Origin of the sequence: Streptomyces tauricus (assembly GCF_014650955.1) — a bacterium.
GTDB lineage: Bacteria > Actinomycetota > Actinomycetes > Streptomycetales > Streptomycetaceae > Streptomyces > Streptomyces tauricus.
Map to the genome: position 1 here is coordinate 101,993 of NZ_BMVY01000025.1, position 23,897 is coordinate 125,889.

Genomic DNA, 23,897 nt, shown 5'->3' on the forward strand with positions numbered 1-23,897 from the left:
CGGGCCCAGGGGAGGGGACCCGTTGAAGCCACCAGTTCGTCATGCCCTCGTACGAGGTGCGATCGCCGTGGCGCTCGCGTCGTCGGCCCTGGCCGTCACACCGTGGACGGCCGCGGCGGCCGAGAACCGGCCGCCGTCGCAGCCCGCGGGCGCCGACCTTGCCACCGGGAGCGCGGCCTGCGCGGGTGCCGAGGATCCGACGTACGTGCGCTGGGCGCCGACGCTGTCCGCCGTCCTACGTGACCCGGACGGGGACCGGGTGAGAGCCCAGTTCGAGGTGTCCTGGACGGACGACGCGGGCAGCCCTCAGGTGCGTACGGTCGAGACGACCGCCAGGTCCAGCGGCTCGACGTTCAGCTGGACCGTGCCGTCCGACGTACCGGTGTTCACCGACGTGAGCTGGCGGGTGCGGGCCGGCGACGGCACGGGGTGGGGGCCGTGGAGCTCCGACGGCGAAGGGCGGTCGTGCGCCTTCGTGTACGACGACGCGGCGCCCGCGAAGCCCTCGGTGTCGTCCCCGGAGTACCCCGAGGACCACGAGTGGCACGACGGGGTGGGCCGGTACGGCACGTTCACCGTCGACTCCACATCGGACGACACGGTGTCGTACCTCTACTCCTTCCAGGGCGAAGGCACCCGGACCGTGAAGCCAGCGGAGCCCGGTGGCCCGGTCGTGTTGAACTACCTGCCGCAGTCCGCGGGCGTGCCCAGGCTGACGGTCCAGGCAATCGACCGGGCGGGCAACACGAGTGCGCCCTACGAGTACCTGTTCCGCGTGAGCGAGGGCCGTACGCCCGTCGCCGCGTGGCAGCTCGCCGACGCGGCCGGGTCGACCGAGGCCGCCGCCGACGCGGGCGGCCGTCCCGCGACGGCGGGTGACGGGGTCGGGTTCGGCGCCGACGGCCCCTCACGGACCGCGGTGACGGGTGCGGCCGAGCTGGACGGCACGGCCGCCGCGTACCTGACCACCGGTGCTCGGGCGACGGACCCGTCCAAGGCCTTCGCCGTGAGCGCCTGGGTACGGCCGGACTCCCTGACCGCGGACATGACGGCGCTGAGCCAGGGCGGTGACGCGGCCGCGTTCGGGCTGGGGACGCACGACGGCGCCTGGTCGTTCACCCTGGGCGACTCGGTCGTACGGGGCGGGGTGCCGGAGGTCGGGGAGTGGGCGCAGCTGACCGGCGTCCACGACCCGGTGGCCGGAACGCTCCGGCTGTACGTGAACGGCAGGTCGGTCGGCAGCGCGGGGGTCACGGCGCCCTCGGCGGCCGGGAACCTCCAGATCGGCCGGTCCGCGGGCGACGCGGGCCACAACTGGCACGGCGCGCTGGCCGACGTCCGCGTGTGGGACCGGGTGGTCGTCGCCGCCGAGGCCGTCGCGCTCGGGAAGCGCGGCACCGCGAGCGAGGGGTACTGGGCCCTGGACGAGGCGGCCGGCGGCAGCAGCCCGGAGCGGGACGGCGGACTGCCGCTGGCGCTCGGCGGGGACGCGAGGGTCTACCGCACCGACGGTTCCTGCGATCCCGGGACCGACCCGGACTGCGTTCCGGCCCCGTACCCCATTGTCGGTGCCGGACATCTGTCGCTCGACGGCGACGGCGACTTCGCCGCGGCGGACGGGCCGGTCGTCGATACCGGGGACAGTTTCTCGCTCTCCGCGCACGTACGGATCGACTCCGCGGCGCAGGACCGGCCGATGACGGTGTTGTCGCTGCCGGGGGAGGAGGGCTCCGTCGCCGCCGTCCGCTACTCGGGCGCCACGCAGCAGTGGCAGGTGACTCTGACGGACTCGGGCGGCGAGAAGACCACGCTCACCGCGGACGACATGTGGGCGTCCCCGGACTACGACCACCATCTGTCGCTCGTGTACGACGACGGGGCCGACGAGATCCTGCTCTACGCCGACGGGCAGGTCTCGGCGCGGGCCTCGTACCGGCCGGGCTGGACCGCCAAGACCGGCATCGAGGTCGGGCGGTCGCGGGTGGACGGGGGCTGGGGCGAGTACCTGCAGGGGGCCGTGGACGAGGTGCATGTGCACGCGGGGGCGCTCACCGCGGACCAGGTCGTCTTCCTGCGGAGCGGGTCGACGGACGTCTAGAGGTCCGGGGCCGGGCCGGGACCCTACCGGCCGTGTTTCGGCCAGATCAACCGTACTGTGGCGCATGTCATACCCCCGGCGAGGGAATTGCTGGGGGCATGACAGAAGACGCCAGAGTGAGTGGGCTGTCGGACGAAGAGCGGCTGGCCCAGCTCGGTTATACGCAGGTTCTCGCCCGCCGCATGTCGGCGTTCTCCAACTACGCGGTCTCCTTCACGATCATCTCGGTCCTGTCGGGCTGCCTGACGCTCTACCTGTTCGGCATGAACACCGGTGGCCCGGCGGTGATCACCTGGGGCTGGGTGGCGGTCGGTCTGATGACCCTGTTCGTCGGGCTGGCGATGGCCGAGATCTGCTCGGCGTACCCGACGTCGGCGGGCCTGTACTTCTGGGCCCACCGTCTCGCCCCGCCGCGTACCGCGGCGGCTTGGGCGTGGTTCACGGGCTGGTTCAACGTCCTCGGCCAGGTCGCGGTGACCGCGGGCATCGACTTCGGCGCGGCCTCGTTCCTGGGCGCGTATCTGAACCTCCAGTTCGACTTCGAGGTCACCCCCGGCCGTACGATCCTGCTCTTCGCCGGCATCCTGATCCTGCACGGCCTGCTGAACACCTTCGGCGTACGCATCGTCGGCCTCCTCAACAGCGTCAGCGTGTGGTGGCACGTGGTGGGCGTCGCGGTCATCGTCGGCGCGCTGACCTTCGTGCCGGACCAGCACCAGTCGGCGTCCTTCGTCTTCACGGAGTTCGTGAACAACACGGGCTGGGGCAGCAGCTTCTACGTGGTGCTGCTCGGCCTGCTGATGGCCCAGTACACCTTCACCGGGTACGACGCCTCGGCGCACATGACGGAGGAGACGCACGACGCGTCCACGGCCGGGCCCAAGGGCATCGTCCAGTCCATCTGGACGTCGTGGATAGCGGGCTTCGTCCTCCTCCTCGGCTTCACGTTCGCGATCCAGTCGTACGACGGAGCCCTCACCTCGCCGACGGGCGTACCGCCGGCCCAGATCCTCCTGGACGCGCTGGGCGCGACGGCGGGCAAGCTCCTGCTCCTCGTCGTCATCGGCGCACAGCTCTTCTGCGGCATGGCGTCGGTGACGGCCAACTCCCGCATGATCTACGCCTTCTCGCGCGACGGGGCGCTGCCGTACTCGCACCTCTGGCACACGGTGAACCCGCGCACGCGTACGCCCGTCGCGGCGGTGTGGCTCGCGGCGCTGGGCGCGCTGGTCCTCGGCCTGCCGTACCTGATCAACGTGACCGCGTACGCGGCGGTGACGTCGATCGCCGTGATCGGCCTCTACATCGCGTACGTCATCCCGACGCTGCTGCGGCTGCGCAAGGGCGAGGCGTTCGATCGGGGGCCGTGGCATCTGGGCCGCTGGTCGCGCCCGATCGGCATCGTGGCGGTCGCCTGGGTGGGCGTGATCACCATCCTGTTCATGCTCCCCCAGGTCTCCCCGGTCACCTGGGAGACCTTCAACTACGCCCCCATCGCCGTCCTGGCGGTCCTCGGCTTCGCGGCGGCGTGGTGGTTCGCCTCGGCCCGGCGCTGGTTCCTCAACCCGGACCACGAGCGCACCCGCGCCCGCGAGGCGGCCCGCGCGGGCGCCCCGGAACCACTCGATCCCTGACGTTCCGACCCTCCGGCGCGGCCGGGACACCGATACCCGATCGGAGTCCCGGCCGCGTCCGGCTATGCTCGTTCCTGCGTCGACCATGGTCGGTGCGTGCGCCGGCGATGGCTAGTGCACGGACCCTTAGCTCAATTGGCAGAGCAGTGGACTTTTAATCCATTGGTTGTGGGTTCGAGTCCCACAGGGTCTACACAAGAGCCCCCAGCTCAGAGGTACTTGGAGCTGGGGGCTCGTGTCGTTTCGCAGCGTTTGACGAACTCCAGCTCACCCGAAGCTCCACCGAGGCGCGAACGATCATGAGCGCGGTGAGGATCTGGCTCAGCAGGTCGTCCGTCGCTTCGCGGCGGCGCGCCGGCGGCGCGCCGTCGGCTACCGCGCTATCCGGTGCTGCGGGACGACAGTCGCCGTGTGATCCGGTCGAACAGCTCCGTCAGCGGCTCGCCGACGTCCCGGCCGAACTCGGTTAGCCCGTAGGTGACCTGGGGCGGCGTGGTCGGCTCGACCTTCCGCCAGACCAGGCCGTCCTGGACCAGCGCCCGCAGGGTCTGGGCGAGCATCTTCTCGCTGATGCCCTGGATGCTCTCGCGCAGCTCGTAGAACCGGAGGTCATTGCTCCGCAACGAGATCAGCACCCAGATGCCCCACCTGCTGGTCACATGGTCGACCACATCGCGCGCCACGCAGTCGGTGTGAAACACGTCATACCGTTCCCCCGCCTCGGTCTGCCTGGTCTGCGCGCTTCCCGTCATGCCATGAGCTTACTTCGAGGTATGTCCTTACCAAAAGTTAGCCATCGCTCCTAGCGTGAGGACCACAGAGGGAAGACGACAAGGAGCTGATCATGATCGTGGTGACCGGAGCTACCGGAAATATCGGCCGGCCGTTGACGCGGGCACTGGCTGAGACGGGCCGGCAGGTGACGGCGGTGTCACGGCACACGGCGGCGGTGCCGAACGGCGTCCGTCACGTGGCGGCCGACCTGGCCGATCCCGCCGGCCTGAAGCCCGCCTTGGCCGGGGCGAAGGCGCTTTTCCTGCTGCTGTCCGGCGACCTGCACGCCACCGGAGCCAACCCTGCCGACATCATCCGCGTGGCTGAGGCCGGTGGGGTCCGCAGGGTCGTACTGCTCTCCACTCTGGGTGTGGTGACCAGGCCTTTCGGCCGGACACGGATCGCGATGCGCGCACTGGAGGACACGCTGCGGGAGTCCGGCCTGGAGTGGGCCATCCTGCGGCCGGGCGGCTTCGCCTCCAACGCCCTGTGGTGGGCCGAGTCCGTCCGTACGCAACAGGTCGTCGCCGCGCCCTTCGGTGACGTCGGGGTGCCGATCATCGACCCGGCGGACATCGCCGCGGTCGCGGCAGCCTGCCTGCTGGAGGACCGGCGCACCGGCGGCGTCTACGAGCTGACCGGCCCGGAGGTGATCACTCCGCGCCAACAGGCGGAGGCCATCGCCGCCGCGCTGGGTACGCCGGTGAGGTTTCACGAGCTCACCCGCGACGAGGCCAAGTCCGCCATGACCCGGAGCATGCCGGCGGAGCTCGCCGACGACACCCTGGACATCCTCGGCTCCCCGAACCCGGCCGAGCTGCGCGTCAGCCCGGACGTCCAACAGGTCCTCGGCCGCGCCCCGCGCCCCTTCGCGGACTGGGCCGCCCGCAATGTCGCCGCGTTCCGCTGAGACGGGTCGCACCGCTGGAGCTGCTTCCGCCCTCGGCTTTCCACCGCTGACAGCCGAGGGACCTGACCCGAGGCGGCCAAGGCCGCCATGGCTCCCGGGAGGGCCGGAATCGACGCCGCGGATGCCGTGACCTGTGGGACTGAGTACGCGTACTCAGTCGTCGTCGTCAGCCTGGATGACAGAGTTGCCGCATGCCCACTTCAACGTCCGTCCAGCGCACGGTACTTGTCGGTGCGGTCCTCATCCTGACGCTTCTGGCGCTCGGCGCATGCGGTCGGCAGCGGGCCTCGGACCCGCCGGCCGGAGCCGGCTCCAGTGCCTCGTCGAGCGCGTCGTCCAGCGTCCCCGGAGCCTCTCCTTACGTGGAGCCGGGGGCCGGTGACGGTGCTCCGCACCACAACGAGAACAACGCCGGCCGGCGCCCGGGCGAGATGTCCCCCGCCCATGCGCGGGATGCCGAGCGGGAGGCCGCCCGTATCGAGCCGGTGCTCAAGCGGCTGTGGGAGCAGAGGAAGTGGGATCCGGCGTCCGTGCGCGCGGCGCTGCTCGAACTCGGGTACGAGGAGGGGGACGACGCGCTGACCGTTCAGGGGATGTCCCCGCGCTTCAGGAACAACGCGTACCACACCGCAGAGGGGGCCAGGGTCGGCCTGCGCGTCCACCCCGACGCCTGCGTCACCGCGTTCGTGCAGAAGTCCAACTACAACGTGCAGACGAACGGCCCGTACCTGGAGTCGGGCTGCTTCGAGCCGCCCTTCGCGCACTGAGCGGGGCTCGTTTCGTCCGTCATGCCTGACGGGGTTCGTTCCCGCCGCCGGACGGTCGTTCGACGACGAAGGATCCCTTACCGCGCACGGTGACGATGAGCCCGCGCTCACGGAGTTCCCGGGCTGCACGCCGGGCGGTGAGGCGTGCCACGCCGTACTCGTCGGCGAGGTGGTTCTCCGAAGGGATGGGTCCGTCGGGCGCCGGCTTCCCGGACCCGATTTTCCTTGCGATGGCGTCGGCCAGCTGCGTGTACAGCGGTGTCGCGCTCAGCGGATCCAGAGCGGGTTCCGGCGGTTTGTGAGCGTCGAGCTCATGAATCGGCGGCTCGGGACGGCTGTGCTTGGCCATGCGTTCGATGGTGTCAGGCTGCGATGGGGGGTGGTGCCGACCTCCGGGACATTCACCCTGTCCGCCGGCGACTGCTGTTCCGACCGGAGTTGCGTGCTGCGCCCCTTCAGGCGTCCGGCCCGTCAGCGGATGGCTTCGGCATGTCGATGACGTACGTCCCCTTCGCGGGCAGGGTCGCGACCAGTCCCCGTTTGCGGAGCTCGACGATGGTGCGGCGCACAGTGCCGATGCTCACGCCGTACAGCTCCGTCATGGCCCGTTCGCCGGGCAGCGCGGCTCCCTGCGGCAACTTGCCCGATGCGATGTCCGCCTCGATCGAGTCGGCGAGTTTCACGTACTCGTAGCGCGGAAGCTCACTCATCCCTCCACGGTGCCGCAGCCCAACGCGTGACGCAGGGGCAGAACGCGTCGGGGCGCGGTCCTTAGCAGGGGGACGCAGAGGGACGCGGTTCCCGATATGGTCGAAATGCACAAGACCCCGGCGAGGCGGCTAGACCTCCCGGGGCGTGGCCAACGCTTGCTTAGGAGCGTCAACATGCTCGACCTTATCCGCCGCAGCCTCAGATGGATGCGGCTCTCCTTTTGTCCGGGCACAGGTCGGCGGCGTCGCATCCGCCACCGGACCTATCTCTGCCTGCACATCACCGCCGTGCGGCACCCCGTACGCCCTCACCTCGTTGCCCACGGCCAGGAAGCCGTCCTCCAGCAGCGGCGACGGCTCGCCCTCGTGCTCGCCGCCGATCTGGGGATCGACCTCGACTCGCATCTGATCGGTGCGCGGGAAGTGGCCGCCTGATGGAACCCACCGTCAACCCCGCACCCCGCCTGCTGCCCTGGCAGTCACTCGACGGGAAGCCCTGCTATCTCGTCACGGACAGCGGCGGCGGGTACCTGTCCCGCCTCGCCGACGATCTGGAGACGGTGCTCCTTGCCACGGGCGCCGAGGTGCTCGACCTCGCCCGTCCGTTGCTGGACGACCCGGCGTCACCGCCCACGGAACTGCGCTTCGCCGGCCGTCGGCTCGCCGAGTGTCTGACCGACGCCCTGCGCGTCGCCGAGTACCGGGGGCTGCGCCTGTCCGGCGCCGATTAGCCACTCCGAGGAGGCCCGGCCCGGTGGCGCGTTGTGTACACATGGTGCACTCGGTACTCTTGAGCGCATGACCCAGATGCCCATAGAGTCCATCCGCGACGTGCGCGCCCACCTGGCCGAGGTGGTCGAGCGGGCCGATCGGGACGACACCCCTACGGTCATCACCCGGCGGGGCAGGGAAGTGGCCGCCGTCGTGTCGATCGAGGTCCTGCGCAGGTACCAGGAGTGGGAAGAGCGCGAGATCAACCGGATCATCGACGAGCGCATGGCGAGCACGGCGGACGGCGTCCCGATCGAGGACGTCATGAGGGAAACGCTGGCACGTGGTGAATGAGTCCGGCGCGCCTGCGTATCGCACCGTCTTTCGGCCGGAGGCGCGGTCGGAACTGCGCAAGATCCCCCGGGTCGCCGCGCTGCGCATCCTTACCAAGCTGACGGAGCTGGAGACGGACCCGCTCGGCTTCCACACCACCGCGCTGGTCTCCCAGCCGGACCGGCGCCGCCTCCGCGTCGGGGACTACCGGGTCGTCTACACGCTCGACAACGGGGAACTGGTGGTGTGGGTGGTCCACGTCGGACACCGGTCCACCGTCTACGACGTATGACCGTGCGGCTATCGGGAGCATGAGCAGGTGCAGGGCTCGCGTCACGGGGGCACGGGTCCACGGGTTTACGTGATCAGCAGCAGCGCCCCCCACATCACCACCGCCAGGGACGGCAGCAAGTAGGCGATCAGGGTGATGGACCTGCCCCGGCTGCGTCCTTGTCGTCGCGTGGCCCAACTCGACCACGTGGCCGCGTACTCCGGCAGGCGTTCCACCGCTCGGCGCTGGACGTGCTGGTAGTAGAGGCGGTGCCGGTGGCCTACGTACAGCCAGGTGAGGGCCAGTACGAGGCCGAAGGCGGCCAGGACGCGGGCCGCCACGACGTGTTGCTCCGAGGTGAGTAGCGTCGTGTACGCCACGGCGAAGAGCGACTGGCCCACCAGGAAGAGGTTGCCCCGCTGGAACAGCATCGTGTTCTCGTGCAGCGTGTGCTGCCAGAGCCGGCCGTCCTCCGCGATGCGTTGTGCCTGTGCCTGTGCCTGCGCGTCCTCGTCGTCCCCCATGGCACCGTTCTGCCCCGCAGGCGCGCGGAGTCATCGCTTCCGCACCGCTGTGTCAGAAGTAGCTTCAGCCGGCCGTGAGCTTCGCCAGCGGCAGCGTGTGCTGGGTCTGGAGAACCTTCGCCCGCAGGTAGAGGACGTTGTGGGCCGTCGTGAACACGCCCGTCGGGACGCGGTGTTGTACGTCGATGCCCAGGGCGCGGAGTTGTTCCGCCTTGTCGGGGTTGTTGGACAGGAGGTCCAGCTCCGTGATGCCGAGGGCCGTGAGCATCTGGGCCGCCGCCGTGTAGTCGCGGGCGTCCTCGGGAAGGCCGAGGGCCGTGTTGGCGGCGTACGTGTCGAGGCCCTCGTCCTGGAGGGCGTACGCGTCGAGCTTGTTGTACAGGCCTATGCCGCGGCCCTCCTGGCGGAGGTAGAGCAGGACGCCGCCGCGCTCGGCGATCTGCTCGACCGCCTCGCGCAGCTGCGGGCCGCAGTCGCAGCGCGACGAGCCGAACGCGTCGCCCGTCAGGCACTCGGAGTGCAGGCGGACCAAGGGTGTGGCGCCGGGGGCGGCACCGGCGGGATCGCCGAGGATCATCGCCACGTGTTCCTGGCCGTCGGTCAGGCCGTGGAAGGTGACCAGTTCGGCGTCGACGCTGTAGCCGTCGTGGAAGCGCAGGGGCACCCGGACGCGCGAGCGCTGGGTGGCGGCGGGGTAGTCGGGCATGCGGGGACTCCGGTCCACGTTCCTCATCTGCTTCAGATTTGAAGCAGATCCTCGAATCGAGACCCTAACCCATGCTTTAAAGTTAAAGCAATGGAATTCCGCCTGCGAGAGGCGGGCGCACGGGCTACGTACAGGGGCCCGGCGAGCGGCGGAGCCACGGGACGTCGTCCGGGGGTGCCTGCGTGTCGTCGCCCTCCAGGCCCCGCGCGACACTCGCGCAGATCTCCTCCAGCTGCCCCACCTGCTCCGGGGTGAGGCGGTCGAAGAGCGCCGCGCGGACCGTGTCCACATGGCCGGGGGCCGTACGCTCCAGCAGCGTCATCCCCTCGTCGGTCAGGACCGCGGTACTGCCGCGCTTGTCGCTGGGGCAGCCCTCACGGCGTACCGCCCCGTCCTTCTCCAGGCGGGTCACCGCGTACGTCAGCCGGCTGCGGGTGATCTTCGTCCGTTCCGCGAGGTCGGTCATGCGCAGGCGGCGGTCCGGCGCCTCGGAGAGGTTGGCCAGGATGGAGTAGTAGACATGCGGCATACCGGCCTCCTGCTGGAGCTGCCGGTCGATCGCGTCCTCCAGGAGGTGGGAGGCGGCGATGTAGGCGCGCCAGGCGCGCTGCTCCTCGGGGGTCAGCCAGCGGGTCGTCATGCCTCCAGTGTAAGTTTGCTTCAAACTTGAACCAAGCGCGGCGTCCAGCCCCGGGCCCCGCCGCCGAAGGAGAGAGCGTCCATGCCCCACCCCTACGTCCTGTTGTCCGCCGCCGTCTCCCTCGACGGCCGCCTGGACGACACCGGCCCCGAACGGCTGCTGCTCTCCGGCCCCGCCGACTTCGACCGGGTCGACGAGGTACGGGCCGACTCCGACGCCATCCTGGTCGGCGCGGGCACCCTGCGCGCCGACAACCCCCGGCTCCTCGTCAACTCCGCCGAGCGGCGCGCCGCCCGGGTCGCCGCGGGCCGGCCCGCGTACCCGCTGAAGGTCACCGTCAGTGGCACCGGCGACCTGGACCCCACCGCCAACTTCTGGTCCACCGGCGGCGAGAAGGTCGTCTATACGTCCGACGAGGGCGCCGTGACGGCCGCCGAGGCCCTGCGCGGGCTGGGTGTCGACGTCGTCTCCGTCGGGCCCGGCCTGGACTGGCGGGCCGTACTCACCCACCTCCACGACGTCCGCGGTGTACGCCGGCTCATGGTCGAGGGCGGCGGCCGGGTCCACACCCAGCTCCTCCAGCAGGGCCTCGCCGACGAACTGCAGCTCGCCCTCGCGCCGCTCGTGGTCGGCCAGCCGCACGCGCCGAAGCTCTTCGGGTCCGGCGCGTACCCGGGCGGCCCCCGCAGCCGGATGCGGCTGATCGAGACCCGGCCGGTCGGCGACGTGGTGCTCATGCGGTACGTGCCCACCGCGCCCGGCACCGGACCCGTACCCTCCGCCGCCGACCACCGGTGGCTGGAGCTGGCCTGCGAACTGGCCGCCGAGTGTCCGCCCTCGCGGACCGCCTTCAGCGTCGGCGCGGTCGTCGTCGCGGCCGACGGCACGGAGCTGGCCCGCGGGTACTCCCGCGAGTCCGACCCCGTCTCGCACGCCGAGGAGGCCGCGCTCGCCAAGATCGCGCCGGGCGACCCCCGGCTGCCGGGCGCCACGGTCTACAGCAGCCTGGAGCCCTGCGCCCGCCGCGCCTCGCGGCCCGCGCCCTGCGCCCGGCTGATCCTCGACGCGGGCGTGCGCCGGGTCGTCACCGCGTGGCGCGAGCCCGACACGTTCGTGGCCGCCGCCGACGGGAACGGCCTGCTCGCCGCGGCGGGCGCCGACGTCGTCGTGCTCCCGGAGCACGAGAGCGCGGCCAAGGCACCCAACCGCCACCTGAACTGAGGCCGACATCTACCCGTGTGCTTCGGGTCCCGCGAATGGCGTACACTGGTCCTGACGACGCGGGGTGGAGCAGCTCGGTAGCTCGCTGGGCTCATAACCCAGAGGTCGCAGGTTCAAATCCTGTCCCCGCTACTGAAGGCCTGAGGCCGGAATCCAATGGATTCCGGCCTCAGGTGTTTTGCCATGTCAACGCGCCCCTCGGTGGCCGTCCGCTCACCCGCCCGGTCCCCGTCCGCTCGCCCCTCCCCGCCGGTCCCGGAACTCTGGACGGAGCAAGGTCGAGGGCAGGAGACATGTGGACGGGCGTCGAGCGGTCGGGCAGCGGTCGCCGGGTTCCGTCGAGCCGCCGGACAAGCGGACCGGCCTGTACCCCCGTACCCGCGCGGCCGTCCGCGTACTGCCGGCGCTGCTGATCGTCGCCGGTGTCCTCTACGACCTCCTCACCCCGCAGTACTTCACCGCCGCGCCCTTCCTCTCGGCCGCCTCGCTCGTCGCCGCGCCTCTGCTCCCGCTCCGCGCCACCGTGTGGACGGGCGTCGCGGGGACGGTGGCCATGGTGCTGGTGACCCTGCGGTTCCCCATCGGCGCGAGCGGCATCACCGAGATCGCCACCGTCGCCACGGTCGCCTGCCTCGCCGTCGTCATCAACCGGCTGGTCAGCCTGGGCAACGCCCGCCTGGCCTCCGCCCACGAGATCGCCGAGGCCGCTCAGCGGGCCGTCCTGCCCGAACCTGCAGCGCGGACCGGCGGCCTCGACCTCGCGGTCCGCTACGTGGCGGCGCAGACCGACGCGCTCATCGGCGGCGACCTCTACGCCGTGCAGGACACTCCGCACGGCGTACGGCTCGTCGTGGGCGACGTCAGAGGCAAGGGCATGGGCGCGGTCGCCGCCGTGGCCGTCGTCATCGGGGCCTTCCGGGAGGCCGCCGAACAGGAGACCACCCTGGAAGCGGTCGCCCAACGGCTGGAGCGGTCGCTGATCCGCGAAGGGGTGCGGCGCGACAGCGTCGAGGTCTTCGAGGGCTTCATCACCGCCGTGCTCGCCGAGATCCCGCACGGCGCCCAGCGCGTACGGCTCGTCAACCGCGGCCATCCCGGGCCGCTCCTGCTGCCCGGCGACGGAACGGTACGCACGCTCGCCGCGGCGGAACCAGCGCTGCCGCTCGGGATGGGCGACCTGGGGGCCTGGCCCGACCGCGCACAGGAGGAGGACTTTCCGTGCGGGGCCATGCTGCTCTTCCACACGGACGGGCTGTCCGAGGCCCGGGACGGGCGGGGCGTCTTCTTCGATCCGGTACGGCAGCTGTCCGGGCGGCAGTTCGCCGGCCCCGACGCGCTGCTCGCCGATCTGGTGGACGACGTGCTCCGGTACACCGGGGGTGGCGGTACGGACGACATGGCGCTGCTCGCCGTCCGGCGGCCGTGAGCATCGGCGGCTGTGCGGGAGACGGGTGGGGGACGGGTGAGGGCGACGGGAGCGGGCGAGGCGTCTCTCCGGACCTATATCACCTGCAGTAGTCGAACGACGCCCCTGCGCATAACAACTGACGCACCATCAACAAAAGTGGCAGCTGTGAATGGCGATCAACTCGCCCGATTTACCCCGCTCACGGCGTTTAAGTCCAGGCCAGGAGCCGTAACGATCATCAAGAACAGCTTGGAATCCGGTGCCTGAGTCTATTAACGTTCGATAACGCAGCGCGGTGTCCCAGCCGTCACAAGAGACGGCTCCGTGCGCACGCGCCGAATCCCGCAAGGGAACCGGGGAACCACCTACATGGGGTGAATCGCGTGTCTTTCGTGGTGGTGCACACCGCGGTTGACGCGCGTAGGAGACCTTCCTGCTCCGAACCCGTCAGCTAACCCGGTAGGCGAGAAGGAAGGAAAGGAGCGCGCCCACGTGGCGTTCAACAGGCCTGCCCCCACACCGTCGTTCATACCGGACGAGGTGACGGGAGAGACCTCGGGCGACAAGAAGCCCGACACCTTCGCCTTCGGCGCCCGCAAGGACGACGAGCCCTGGGAGCCCTGGAATCCGAGCGCGGAGACCGTCCTTCCCGTTCGCGGCCGGCACCGCGTCTCCAAGCAGCGTGGCGGGGGACTCGCCCGCAGCTCCACCGTTCTGGGCGTCGGTGTCATCGCCGCCGTCGGCGCGGGCGGCATGGCCTCCGCGCAGACCGGCAAGCCGCCGGTGTCGATCTCGATCCCCGACCTGCCGAACGTCGGCTCGCTGATCTCCGACGACGACGAGGTCCCCGAGGGTTCCAGCAAGGCGCTCACCGCCGCCGGCCTCACCGCGGCCGACGCCGAGGAGGGCAACGCCGACGCCGGCGAGGCCCTGCGCTCGCGCATCATGCTCCAGGCCGAACTCCAGCAGGACCAGGTCGACCGCGAGGCCCAGGCCGCCGCCGAGGCCGCCGCCGCGAAGAAGGCCGCCACGCTCGCGGCCAAGGAGCAGGACGCGGCGAAGGCCAAGGCCGCCGCCGCGAAGCAGAAGAAGGAAGAGGAGGCCAAGGCGAAGGCCGAGGCCGCGCGCCTCGCCGAGCTGGCCAAGCAGTTCACACTGCCCACCTCCTCGTACACGATCACCTCCACCTTCGGGCAGTCCGGCTCGCTGTGGTCCTCCGGTCAGCACACGGGTCTGGACTTCGCCGCTCCCACGGGTACCCCGATCAAGGCCGTTCACAGCGGCACGATCACCGAGGCCGGCTGGAACGGCAGTTACGGCTACCGCACGGTCCTCACGCTCGACGACGGCACGGAGGTCTGGTACGCCCACCAGTCGTCGATCGGCGTCAGCGTCGGGCAGAAGGTCAACACGGGCGACGTGATCGGCCGCGTCGGCGCGACCGGCAACGTCACCGGGGCGCACCTCCACCTGGAGGTCCACACCGCCGGTGGCTCCGGGATCGACCCGATGGCCTGGCTGCGCGGCAAGGGCCTCAACCCGTAGGCCGTTCGGTGCGATGGATGGAATACGGCCGTCCGGCTCGGCCGTTGGTTTCGGCATGACTTCTCTACGTGTGCTGGGTTCGTCCGACCTCGAGGTCTTCCCGCTCGCCCTCGGCGGCAACGTCTTCGGCTGGACCGCCGACCGGGCGGAGTCCTTCGCCGTGCTCGACGCGTACACGGCCGCGGGCGGGAACTTCGTGGACACCGCCGACGCGTACTCGGCCTGGGCGCCGGGCAACGAGGGCGGTGAGTCCGAGACCGTCATCGGCGACTGGCTGAGCGCCCGCGGCAACCGCGCCGACGTCCTCATCGCGACGAAAGTCGGCGCCCATCCCCAGTACAAGGGCCTCGCCCCGGCGAACGTCAAGGCCGCCGCCGAGGCGTCGCTGCGCCGTCTGAAGACGGACTACATCGACCTCTACTACACCCACTACGACGACCCCTCCGTGCCGGTCGAGGAGTTCCTCGGGGCGCTGGACGAGCTGGTCCGCTCCGGCAAGGTGCGTGCGATCGCCGCGTCCAACATCTCCCCCGAGCGGCTCCAGGAAGCCCTGGACGCCTCCGACCGCGAGGGCCTGGTGCGGTACGTGGCACTGCAGGCCCGGTACAGCCTCGTCTCCCGTGACACGTACGAGGGTCCGCTGCAGGAGGTCGCCTCGCGGGGCGGACTGGCCACCATCCCCTATTACGGGCTCGCCTCGGGCTTCCTCACCGGCAAGTACCGGCCGGGCGCGCAGGTCGACAGCCCGCGGGCCGGTTCGGCGGGCGCATACCTCTCGTCGGAGCGGGGGCAGCGGGTGCTCGCCGCGCTCGACGAGGTCGCGCGGGACCAGAACGCCGAGATCGCGACCGTGGCCCTGGCGTGGCTGGCCTCCCGCCCCACGATCGCCGTCCCCCTGGCCAGCGCCCGCACCCCCGCCCAACTCCCCGCACTCCTGGCAGCAGCAACCCTCACCCTGACGGACAAGAACCTCAAAAAACTCACCCAGGCATCCCAGTAGACCAGCACCTCCCAGGGGCGCGGGGAACGGCGCAGTCTTTTGGTCTTTGGCCTTCAGGGGCGCGGGGAACGGCGCAGTCTTTGCCTTTAGGGGCGCGGGGAACGGCGCAAGTCTTTCGCTTTCAGGGGCGCGGGGAACGGCGCAATCGGTCGAGTCGTCAGGACCGGTACGGGTTGTACGCGGGATACGGCGGCGGACACCCGTACCCCGCCAACGGCCAAGCCGCCGGGGGCACCGCCGGAGCCGGTGCCGTGGCCCGCGCCGCATACGCCAGCGCCGCCCGAGCCGGCTCCCGCCGAACCCACAGCTCCTGCAACAGCTCCCGCTCGCGGACGGCGAAGTCCGCGCCCGCCCGCCCCCGCCGCCCCCGGTGCCGCAGGAACGCCAGCGACGTCGCGTACGCCTCGTACTCCGCCACCGCCCGCCCCGCGTCCCGACCGCCGTGATGCGTGGCGTACTCCCGGGCCAGCCGCCGTGCCTTCATCGAGCCCAGCGCGAACGGTTCGGGCGCGGCCAGCCACCCGGCCACGGCGTACGAGGGCAGTTCCGTGCGGACCGTGCCCAGTTCGCGCTGGCGCGTCCAGACGGCCAGCCACGTGAGCAGCCCGAAGCACGGGACCATGAACGCCGCGTAGACCGCGAAGAACCCGTACTCGCCGAAGGCCGACGACCCGTTCCACATCGCGTGCATGCCCATCGCGAGCAGCAGCCCGGTGATCGGCAGGAGTACGCGGCGTACGTGCTGGCGGTCCGCGGAGAGCGCGGCGATGCCGAAGCCGATCCCGGTCAGCACGGTGAACAGCGGATGCGCGAACGGCGACATGATCACGCGTACGAAGAAGGTGGCCGCGGTGACGGAGAAGATCCCGGTGTCGCCGGTGAGCTGGTCCGTGCCGAACGCCGTGCCCAGGTAGAGGATGTTCTCGGTGAACGCGAAGCCGGTCGCCGTGACGCCCGCTATCACCACGCCGTCGACGATCCCCGTGAAGTCCCGTCTGCGGAACAGGAAGACGAGCAGGACCGCCGCCGCCTTCGCCGACTCCTCGACGATCGGCGCTATCACCGTCGCGCCGAGGGTGTCCGCGTGGGACGGGTCCGCCGTGGCCGTCGCTATCCACTGCGTCGCGAAACTGTTCGCGACGATGGCTATCAGCGCGGCCGCGCAGGCGCCCCACGCGAACGAGAACAGCAGGTTTCTCCAGGGGCCCGGATCGACCCGGTCCAGCCAGCGGAAGGCCGCGACCAGCAGGGGAACGGGGAATATGGCGAGGCCGAGGCCCACCAGGAACCCCTCCGTGCCGGTCTGTTTACGGACGAGGGCCAGGATGACCAGGCCCGACAGGGCGAGCAGGGTGGTCAGCGCGGCGTAACGCACCCACGTGCGCTGCCACCAGTGCGCGTGCCGACGGGCGCCTGCGGCGGGGAGGCCGGGGGGTGTCGGGGGTGGGGGGCTGGTGGCCATGACAAAAACCCTAACGAGGGAGGGGCTCGGCCCGCGAGAGCGCCCCGTCCCTGGGTGGGGGAGGGGCTCAGGTGCCCGGGCTGTCCGTACCGCTGTCCGTTCGGCTGTTCGTGCTGTTTGTGCTGTCCTTACCGTCCGTGCCATGCGGTACGCGGCGGAACAGGAGATCGTTCACCACGTGGCCCTTGTCCAGGCCCTGGGCCTCGAAACGGGTCAGCGGACGGAAGTCGGGGCGCGGCGCGTAGCCGTTGTCGGGACGGGTGTTCTCGAAGTCCGGGTGCGCGGAGAGAACGTCCAGCATGACTTCGGCGTACGGTTCCCAGTCCGTCGCGCAGTGCAGCAGCGCGCCGGGGCGCAGCCGGGACGCGGCGAGCGTGAGGAACTCCGGCTGGATCAGGCGCCGCTTGTGGTGGCGCTTCTTGGGCCAGGGGTCCGGGAAGTAGACGCGCAGGCCGGCGAGGGAGTCCGGGGCCAGCATCTCGCGGAGCAGGATGATCGCGTCGCCGTTGGCCACGCGGATGTTGGACAGGCCGCCCTGGTCCGCGAGGTTCAGGAGGTTGCCCTGGCCCGGGGTGTGGACGTCCACGGCGAGAATGCCGGTGCCGGGGTCGGCGGCGGCCATGCGGGCCGTCGCCTCGCCCATGCCGAAGCCGATCTCCAGGACGACGGGGAGGTCGGCCGCGAAGAGTTCGGGGAGGTCGAGGGTCCGTCGGCCGTCGATGTCCAGGCCCCACTTGGGCCACAGCCGCTGCAACGCGTCCGCCTGGCCCTGGGTCACACGGCTGCGGCGGGGCTGGAAGCTGCGGATCCGTCGCTCGAAGTGCGAGCCTGCCGGGTCGGGCTGGGGGCCGTCGGGGAAGCGGGGTTCGCTTTTCGGGCGGGGGGTTCTGGATGAGTCAGACACAGTGGGTCGATTTTACGGGGCGGGTCGGGTCGCTGTCCGCCGTGGGTCGGGGCCGCGCCGGTACGCCGAGTCCGCCGCCCCCGGGCATACGGAACTCCGCCGACAGGGCGAGCCGTGTTCGGAAGGGCTACGCGGCGGACTGCGACGTACCGGCACGGCCTCTTCCTTTCCGTACGCGCCCCGCGGGGTCAGGCGGCTGCCAGGGCCTTGAGGGCCCTCTGGGCCACCTCCCGGCCGATGGGGAGGGAGGCTGTGGCAGCCGGGGAGGGCGCGTTGAGTACGTGGACCGTGCGGGGCCCTTCCTGGATCAGGAAGTCGTCGACCAGGGTGCCGTCGCGCAGGACCGCCTGGGCGCGGACGCCCGCGGGGGTCGGGATCAGGTCGTCCGAGGTGATGGCAGGGAGCAGGCGGCGGACCGCGCGGGTGAAGGCGGCCTTGGAGAGGGAGCGGTGCAGTTCTCCGGTGCCGTAGCGCCAGTGGCGGCGGGCTATGTGCCAGGAACCGGGCCAGGCGAGGGTCGAACCCAGTTCGCGCGGGCGGACGGTCCGCCAGTCGTAGCCCTCGCGCGCCAGGGCCGGCACCGCGTTCGGGCCGACGTGGACGCTGCCGTCGATGCCGCGGGTGAGGTGGACCCCGAGGAAGGGGAACGCCGGGTCGGGCACGGGGTAGACCAGGCCGCGGACCAGGTCGGGGCGGGCGAGGGTGTAGTACTCGCCGCGGAAGGGGACGATCCGCATGTTCGGTTCGTCGCCGGTGAGGCGGGCGATCTCGTCGCAGCGGAGGCCGGCGCAGTTGACCAGGACGCGGGCGCGGACGATCGTGCCGTCGTCCGTGCGGACGGCCACGCCGAGGTCGGGTCTGCGGTCGATGTACGTGGCCTTCGTGCCGTACCGGATCAGGGCGCCGGAGGCGTTCGCGAGGTGCCGGGCCACGGCGGCGTAGTCGCACACCCCGGTGGTGGAGACGTGGATCGCGGCGAGGCCCCGTACCTCGGGCTCGTACTCGCCGATCTGGGGGGCGCCCAGCTCCCGGACCGGGATGCCGTTCTCCCTGCCTCGCTGGACGAGTGCGTGCAGGCGGGGGAGCTCGTCCCGCTCGGTGGCGACGATCAGCTTGCCGGTCACCGCGTGCGCGATGTCGTACTCGGCGCAGAACTTGACCATCTCGGCCGCGCCGCGCGCCGCGAACCGTGCCTTGAGGGAGCCCGGGCGGTAGTAGATCCCGCTGTGGATGACGCCGCTGTTGCGTCCCGTCTGGTGCCGGGCCGGGCCGGTTTCCTTCTCCAGCACCGTCACGCGCGTGCCCGGTGCGGCACGCGTGATCGCATACGCCGTCGACAGACCGACGATCCCACCGCCGATCACCAGCACGTCACAGTCGTAAGCGATCTCCCGCACCATCCGCCCGCCCACCTCCGCTTCCGACTCCGCCACCTCCGATAGTGCACTGCGCCACTGACAACGCCCTCAAACCACGATTCCGGACGAAGCGCGACCGAACGGCCCGAGCCGCGTCATGATCACCGCTCATATGCCCCACAACCCCCACCACACCGCCAAAACCGCCCGCGCGATCGCCACGGCTGGTGCGGCTCCCGGCCGAGACGCGGCGCGCCCGATCCTTTTTGGGGGCGCGACGAACTGCGCACCCAAGCTTCAACGCACCCGCACCTACACGACCCCGTCAGCCACCGACTTGGCCGGCTTGGCCTGGGGGCGCGGGGAACTGCGCACCCAAGCTTCAACGCACCCGCACCTACACGACCCCGTCAGCCACCGGCTTGGCTTCGTTTAAGGGGCGCGGGGAACTGCGCAATCAGCGCCAGCGCCAGCGCCAGCGCACCCGCACCCGCGGCCGCGAAGGAAGCCCGACCACCTACGCCGGTGCCATCAGCAACGGCCGAGCCCGCTCGCGCAGCTCGACGACCCGCGGCTCATCCCCGTACGGCTCCAGCCGATGAAGAAGATCCTTCACGTACTCGGTGGTGCGCGCCGAAGAGATGCGCCCCGCAACCTCCACCGCCCGCACCCCCTGCTCGCACGCCGCGTCCAGATTGCCCGATTCGAGCTCGGCGACCGCCGATACCACGAGCCGCAGCCCGTGGGAGCGTACGAACTCCTCCGTCGGCTTCGACAGCGCCTGCTCGGTGAAACGGCGGACCTGCCGCGGAGCCTTCAGATCGCGGTAGCACTCCGCCGCGTCGGCCGCGAAACGGTCGTACGAGTAGAAGCCGAGCCAGGACGGATCCTGGTCGCCGTCCCGGGCGCGCTCCAGCCAGCCCTCGGCCGCCTTCAGGGCGCCGCCGGCCGCGTGGGCGTCACCCGCGCGCGCGTGGGCCCGTGCCTCGACGAGGCGGAAGAAGCTCATCGTGCGGGCCGTGGCCAGCCCCCGGTTGCGTTCGAGGGCGGCCTGCGCGAGGTCCACGCCCTCGTCACCGAAGCCGCGGTAGGTCGCCTGGAGGGACATGGAGGCCAGTACGTAGCCGCCGAGCGGGACGTCCGCCGCCGCGCGGGCGAGGCGCAGGGCCTGGATGTAGTAGCGCTGTGCCGCCTCCTGCTGACCCGTGTCGAAGGCCATCCAGCCCGCGAGCCGGGTGAGTTCGGCGCTCGCTCCGAAGAGGGAGCGGCCCACCTCGTCCGAGTACGAGCCCAGGAGCAGCGGTGCCGCCTCGACCCGTAAGCACTCCGGCACCATGGACGAACGCCAGTCGCCGCCTCCGTATTTGGAGTCCCAGCGCCTGGCGTCCTCGGCGGCCTCCCGCAGCTTCAGCACGTCGCTGTGGCCGACTTTCAGTGGCGCTCCGGAGCCTTCCAGCGGGCCGGCGTCCCGTGCCACCGAGGTGTCGGCCGGGGTTATCAGCCATCGGGAGGCGGGCGTCGCGTACGCGCTCACCGCGAACGATCCGGCGAGCGACTGCCAGATGCCGCCTGAGCCGGCCCGGCGTCCGGCGAGGTCGAGGCGGTACAGATCCGTCGCCGACCGCACGGCCTGTCCTACGTCGCGGGGGAAGGCGAGGCCCACCTCCGGTGCGGGATCCGCGTCCGCCAGGCCGATCTCGTGGAGGGGCACCGGGCGGCCGAGTTTCTGGCCGATGGCGGCGGCGATGAGGTGCGGCGCGGCACCTTGCGGCACCATGCCTTTCGACACCCAGCGCGCCACCGACGTCTTGTCGTAGCGAAGAGTCAACCCGCGTTGAGCGCCAAGATCGTTGACGCGACGCGCGAGTCCTGCGTTGCTGATTCCCGCGAGGGCGAGAACGGTGCCGAGTTTTTCGTTCGGCCCGCGTTGCTCCCTGGACATGCGCCACCCCTCGACACAGACGGCTGCCGCGCGGGTTCAGCCACGCGGCATTCGTGCTGTGTCTTCCCGGGTCGTCAACCCCTGGAACCCCACCCGCAAAAGCACGTGGCTGAGCCCTCAGGAATATGCCTCCCGCGAAAACACAGGCAAACACAGGGTAGTTCGCCGCATCCCAAGCGTTAAGGGGCATTGTTCCGGATGGCGGGATTGTGGTCCGCGGGTCAGCACGGAGCGTCGTGGCGTGCTCCCGTTGTGTGGCAGTGCGCCCGTCCGTGCGCTCTTCTCCGGCCAACAGGGGAGCGCTTCGATGGATGATGCGTGGGTCGGCCCGCTGTACTGGATCCAGTGGGCTGGGGGACACCGCCGCCTACATCCCCGCGGGCGGCGGACCGGTCCGGGAGGCGGAGTCCGCCTCCCGGACTGTGCGTTGCGCACGGCCTGTACGGAGCGTGTGCAAGCCTGTCTGTCCATCCCCGATTTGGCTGAATATCGCCCCTGTTCTCCGGGGGCAAAAACCGCGTCTACCACGGTACTTGAGGGCGCGTTGGATGTTTTTGGGGAGTGTTTCGGGGGCGCATTCACGTCGTAGCCCTGGAGTCAATTCTTCGCGATCGCCTTTCCTCGCGCGTGAGTTCACCGCCGAGGGGGCATCTCCAAGGGGCGCACACCGGGGAGCGCGAGCGGCCCCGTCGGCTCTCCGGCGCGCTTTCTTCGTGGCAGCATGGTGACCGGTTCGTGCGGTGCACTGGTTGTCCACAGCCTGTGGAGGCGGCGATGCGATGGTTGGTGGGATGGAGCAGCACCGTCGCTCGTGCGCCTGAGTTCGGTTCGGCGGGCGCGACCGGCGGCGACGGAGAGACGGTCCACCCGGTCGGGTCCCAACTCCTGTGGGGCGACCCCGACCCGCTCTGGGCGGTCGGCGACTGGCGCCCCGACGAAGTGCGCGTCGTCAAGGCCGACGACCAGAACCGCATGGCGGTACTGGGTACCTGCGGCGCCTCCGACGAAGAACTGCGCGTGGGCCTGTTCGCCGCGCGCGGCGGGGCACTCCGGCATCTGACGGCCTGGTCCGGCAGTTACACGGCCGTCGTCCAGGTGGGCCGACGTGTCATGGTATGCGGCGATCTGGCAGGCGTCAGACCGGTGTTCTACACACCCTGGGCCAGCGGTACGGCGTACGCGACCGCCGCCCTGCCCCTCGCCGACCTCATCGAGGCCAACCTCGACTTCGGGCATCTGGCGGCCCTGCTCGCGGCTCCCGACGTACCGGCCGCCCTCCAGGACTCGACCCCCTACGAAGGCGTACGGCGCATTCCGCCGGGGCACGCGCTGATCCTGCGCGCCGGGGCACGGGAGATCGCGGGATACGAGCCGGTGGCCTCCCTCGCCGTCGCGGCCCCCATCGCCGACGCCGACAGCGCGGTGGACGGCGTCCGGGACGCCCTGGTGGAGGCCGTACGTACCCGGCTCGCCGCCCCCAGGCACGTACCCGGAGCCGACATAGACCCCGGACCCGTCCCCGGCATGGGGCCCGCGGAGCGGCGCGCCGCCCGTGGCATGCCGGTGCCCGGCATCGGGGCCGACCTCTCCGGAGGACCCGCCTCCGGCACGCTCGCCCTCCTCGCCGCCGGCCTGCCCGGCGCCCCCGGCACCGTCCTCGGGCACGGCACGGGCGCCGGTGAACGCCTCCTCGCGGTCACCTTCAACGACATGGTGGTGAAGGGCCGGGAAGCCGAACTGGAACGGGCCGGAACGCTCGCCGCCAACCCGCGACTGCACCACGTGGTGGTGGCCGGGGGCGAGGAAGTCCTCCCGTACGCCGACCTGGAGGGCCCGCTGACAGACGAGCCGGGCCCGTCGCTGGTGACGGCCGCCCGCCACCGCGCCCGCCTGGCCTCGGGCAGCGCGGACCACTTCACCGGCTACGGCGCCCGCCAGGTCCTGGACGCCCACCCGGCCCGCCTCGCCGACCTCCTCATGGACCGCAAACGACGCCACCTGGTGCGTCCGGTCGCGGCGCTGACGAAGGCCGACGGTTCCGTCATGGTCCCCGCGCGCGTGTACGGCGCGGCCCGCAAGCTGTCCCGTACGTCCTACGTGGTGGGTATAGAGGGTCTGGCCGACCGGCTGCTGCACAAGCGGTTCGAGGAGCCAGCGGGCGCGGTGGCGGCGTCCCTCGCCGCGCTCACATGGGCCAGGCCCGGCCCTGCCGCACGGTGGCTGACCGGTGAGGCACTCGCTGAAGTATCGGTTCGCCTGACGGGCGCGACGACCCGCGCGAGCATCGGCCCCGGTCAGCGGCCGGGCGATTTCCGAGCCCGCTCCGCGCTCACCCGGCACGCCGCGGACCTCCGGATCCTGGAGCAGGCCGCCGAGGTCCGCTTCCAGCGCCTGCACGCCCCCTTCCTCGACAACCAGGTCGTACGCGCCTGCCGTGCCCTCCCCGAGGCACTGCGCGTGCAGCCGGGGGCGCGGGCCGCGATCCTCCGTACGGTCCTGGAGGGCGCCGGAGTGGCCGACCTGCCGCCGGGCTGGGGCGCCCCCTCCCACGCGTCCTCGACCGCCGCCGCGCGCACGGGGCTGCGGGTCGCCGTGGACGAACTGGTGGCCCTCTTCGACACACCTCTCCTCGCCCAGGCGGGCCTGGTCGAGGCACGCGTCGTCCGCAAGGCCCTCCGGGCGGCGGCCGACGGCGAACCCCTCCCCCTGGAAGGCCTCGCGGACCTGGTCTCCCTGGAACTGTGGCTCCGCCGCCTCCTCGACCGCCGAGGAACCTGCTGGACAGGCACCCCGGCCCGCCAACGCGCCGTCCCGGAGGGGATCCGTCCGCAACGGGGGGCGTTGGGGGCGGGGGCGGGTCGGGGGTAGGGGGAGTCAGGAGGCGGGGGTACACATTCGTTCTGCGGGTGAGTGGGGGGCTGGCCGCGCAGTTCCCCGGGCCCCCTTTCAGCCCGTCCGGCGTTTGAGGACGAGCGCGCA

At 71.2% G+C, this 23,897-nt stretch carries 23 protein-coding genes, 2 tRNA genes and 1 riboswitch; of the genes, 15 read left to right on the forward strand and 10 right to left on the reverse strand.

The annotated features are described in order from the left end of the window. The first annotated feature begins 22 nt into the window (after positions 1-22). The 3 genes from IE278_RS29965 to IE278_RS29975 all read left to right on the forward strand — a co-directional run bounded on the left by IE278_RS29965 (position 23) and on the right by IE278_RS29975 (position 3,925). Positions 23-2,098, forward strand: coding sequence for a LamG domain-containing protein (locus tag IE278_RS29965; RefSeq protein ID WP_189776393.1), 2,076 nt, complete (start codon positions 23-25; stop codon positions 2,096-2,098). Positions 2,099-2,196: 98 nt separating this feature from the next. Beyond that, positions 2,197-3,732: an amino acid permease gene (locus IE278_RS29970; RefSeq protein ID WP_189776395.1), complete on the forward strand. Its 1,536-nt coding sequence runs from the start codon at positions 2,197-2,199 to the stop codon at positions 3,730-3,732. A 120-nt stretch (positions 3,733-3,852) separates the two neighbouring features. Further along, positions 3,853-3,925, forward strand: a tRNA-Lys gene (locus IE278_RS29975). A gap of 187 nt (positions 3,926-4,112) precedes the next feature. Here IE278_RS29975 and IE278_RS29980 read toward each other — a convergent pair. Further along, positions 4,113-4,484, reverse strand: coding sequence for a winged helix-turn-helix transcriptional regulator (locus IE278_RS29980; RefSeq protein ID WP_189776398.1), 372 nt, complete (start codon positions 4,482-4,484; stop codon positions 4,113-4,115). Between the two features lie 92 nt (positions 4,485-4,576). Between IE278_RS29980 and IE278_RS29985 the strand changes: the two genes are divergently transcribed. Beyond that, positions 4,577-5,416, forward strand: a complete 840-nt coding sequence (locus IE278_RS29985; RefSeq protein WP_189776400.1) for an SDR family oxidoreductase — start codon at positions 4,577-4,579, stop codon at positions 5,414-5,416. Between the two features lie 191 nt (positions 5,417-5,607). Next, a complete protein-coding gene (locus tag IE278_RS29990) occupies positions 5,608-6,183 on the forward strand; it encodes a hypothetical protein (protein WP_189776401.1) in 576 nt (191 codons plus the stop codon). Positions 6,184-6,202: 19 nt separating this feature from the next. Here the strand turns inward: IE278_RS29990 and IE278_RS29995 are convergent, their stop codons facing one another. After that, complete coding sequence (locus tag IE278_RS29995) at positions 6,203-6,532, reverse strand: GntR family transcriptional regulator (protein ID WP_189776402.1); 330 nt, start codon at positions 6,530-6,532, stop codon at positions 6,203-6,205. 106 nt (positions 6,533-6,638) lie between these two features. Beyond that, the gene (locus IE278_RS30000) at positions 6,639-6,893 is read right to left on the reverse strand and encodes a winged helix-turn-helix domain-containing protein (protein ID WP_189776404.1); all 255 of its coding nucleotides are present in this window, start codon (positions 6,891-6,893) and stop codon (positions 6,639-6,641) included. 174 nt (positions 6,894-7,067) lie between these two features. Between IE278_RS30000 and IE278_RS30005 the strand changes: the two genes are divergently transcribed. The 4 genes from IE278_RS30005 (at position 7,068) to IE278_RS30020 (ending at position 8,229) form a co-directional block, all read left to right on the forward strand. Then, positions 7,068-7,328 carry a hypothetical protein gene (locus tag IE278_RS30005; protein ID WP_189776406.1) on the forward strand — a complete coding sequence of 87 codons (261 nt, stop codon included), beginning with the start codon at positions 7,068-7,070 and terminating at the stop codon, positions 7,326-7,328. Then, positions 7,328-7,624, forward strand: a complete 297-nt coding sequence (locus IE278_RS30010; RefSeq protein WP_189776407.1) for a hypothetical protein — start codon at positions 7,328-7,330, stop codon at positions 7,622-7,624. Before IE278_RS30005 ends, IE278_RS30010 begins: the two co-directional genes overlap by 1 nt. Before the next feature lie 67 nt (positions 7,625-7,691). Beyond that, complete coding sequence (locus IE278_RS30015; protein ID WP_189776409.1) at positions 7,692-7,958, forward strand: type II toxin-antitoxin system Phd/YefM family antitoxin; 267 nt, start codon at positions 7,692-7,694, stop codon at positions 7,956-7,958. Further along, a complete protein-coding gene (locus IE278_RS30020) occupies positions 7,951-8,229 on the forward strand; it encodes a type II toxin-antitoxin system RelE family toxin (protein ID WP_189776464.1) in 279 nt (92 codons plus the stop codon). The genes IE278_RS30015 and IE278_RS30020 overlap by 8 nt, the downstream gene beginning before the upstream one ends. Before the next feature lie 65 nt (positions 8,230-8,294). On the opposite strand, the gene IE278_RS30025 is transcribed toward IE278_RS30020, so the two are convergent. The 3 genes from IE278_RS30025 to IE278_RS30035 form a co-directional block, all read right to left on the reverse strand. Further along, complete coding sequence (locus tag IE278_RS30025; protein WP_189776411.1) at positions 8,295-8,732, reverse strand: RipA family octameric membrane protein; 438 nt, start codon at positions 8,730-8,732, stop codon at positions 8,295-8,297. A 64-nt stretch (positions 8,733-8,796) separates the two neighbouring features. Next, complete coding sequence (locus tag IE278_RS30030) at positions 8,797-9,438, reverse strand: GTP cyclohydrolase II (RefSeq protein ID WP_189776413.1); 642 nt, start codon at positions 9,436-9,438, stop codon at positions 8,797-8,799. A gap of 124 nt (positions 9,439-9,562) precedes the next feature. Next, entirely contained in the window at positions 9,563-10,078 is a 516-nt protein-coding gene (locus IE278_RS30035; RefSeq protein ID WP_189776415.1) for a MarR family winged helix-turn-helix transcriptional regulator, read from the reverse strand. 81 nt (positions 10,079-10,159) lie between these two features. Here IE278_RS30035 and IE278_RS30040 point away from each other — a divergent pair, with 81 nt between their 5' ends. From IE278_RS30040 to IE278_RS30060, 5 genes are all read left to right on the forward strand, one after another. Then, positions 10,160-11,299 (forward strand): dihydrofolate reductase family protein, encoded by a 1,140-nt coding sequence (locus tag IE278_RS30040; protein WP_189776418.1) that lies wholly within the window; start codon positions 10,160-10,162, stop codon positions 11,297-11,299. Between the two features lie 58 nt (positions 11,300-11,357). Beyond that, positions 11,358-11,431: transfer RNA gene (locus IE278_RS30045), tRNA-Met, on the forward strand. Between the two features lie 163 nt (positions 11,432-11,594). Continuing rightward, positions 11,595-12,725: a PP2C family protein-serine/threonine phosphatase gene (locus IE278_RS30050; RefSeq protein WP_189776420.1), complete on the forward strand. Its 1,131-nt coding sequence runs from the start codon at positions 11,595-11,597 to the stop codon at positions 12,723-12,725. A gap of 305 nt (positions 12,726-13,030) precedes the next feature. Continuing rightward, positions 13,031-13,188, forward strand: a riboswitch (cyclic di-AMP (ydaO/yuaA leader). Between the two features lie 11 nt (positions 13,189-13,199). Beyond that, complete coding sequence (locus tag IE278_RS30055) at positions 13,200-14,252, forward strand: M23 family metallopeptidase (RefSeq protein WP_189776422.1); 1,053 nt, start codon at positions 13,200-13,202, stop codon at positions 14,250-14,252. A 55-nt stretch (positions 14,253-14,307) separates the two neighbouring features. Then, positions 14,308-15,252, forward strand: a complete 945-nt coding sequence (locus IE278_RS30060; protein ID WP_189776424.1) for an aldo/keto reductase — start codon at positions 14,308-14,310, stop codon at positions 15,250-15,252. A 157-nt stretch (positions 15,253-15,409) separates the two neighbouring features. On the opposite strand, the gene IE278_RS30065 is transcribed toward IE278_RS30060, so the two are convergent. The 4 genes from IE278_RS30065 to IE278_RS30080 all read right to left on the reverse strand — a co-directional run bounded on the left by IE278_RS30065 (position 15,410) and on the right by IE278_RS30080 (position 20,918). Beyond that, positions 15,410-16,714 carry a PrsW family intramembrane metalloprotease gene (locus IE278_RS30065; RefSeq protein ID WP_189776425.1) on the reverse strand — a complete coding sequence of 435 codons (1,305 nt, stop codon included), beginning with the start codon at positions 16,712-16,714 and terminating at the stop codon, positions 15,410-15,412. A 67-nt stretch (positions 16,715-16,781) separates the two neighbouring features. Next, complete coding sequence (trmB, locus tag IE278_RS30070) at positions 16,782-17,618, reverse strand: tRNA (guanosine(46)-N7)-methyltransferase TrmB (protein WP_189776427.1); 837 nt, start codon at positions 17,616-17,618, stop codon at positions 16,782-16,784. A gap of 188 nt (positions 17,619-17,806) precedes the next feature. Next, on the reverse strand, positions 17,807-19,018 hold the full coding sequence (gene lhgD / locus IE278_RS30075; RefSeq protein ID WP_189776466.1) for an L-2-hydroxyglutarate dehydrogenase: 1,212 nt from the start codon (positions 19,016-19,018) through the stop codon (positions 17,807-17,809). A 475-nt stretch (positions 19,019-19,493) separates the two neighbouring features. Further along, a complete protein-coding gene (locus tag IE278_RS30080) occupies positions 19,494-20,918 on the reverse strand; it encodes an NsdA family TPR-like regulatory protein (protein ID WP_189776429.1) in 1,425 nt (474 codons plus the stop codon). A 774-nt stretch (positions 20,919-21,692) separates the two neighbouring features. Here IE278_RS30080 and IE278_RS30085 point away from each other — a divergent pair. Beyond that, positions 21,693-23,786 (forward strand): asparagine synthase-related protein, encoded by a 2,094-nt coding sequence (locus tag IE278_RS30085; RefSeq protein ID WP_189776431.1) that lies wholly within the window; start codon positions 21,693-21,695, stop codon positions 23,784-23,786. Positions 23,787-23,897 lie beyond the last annotated feature (111 nt).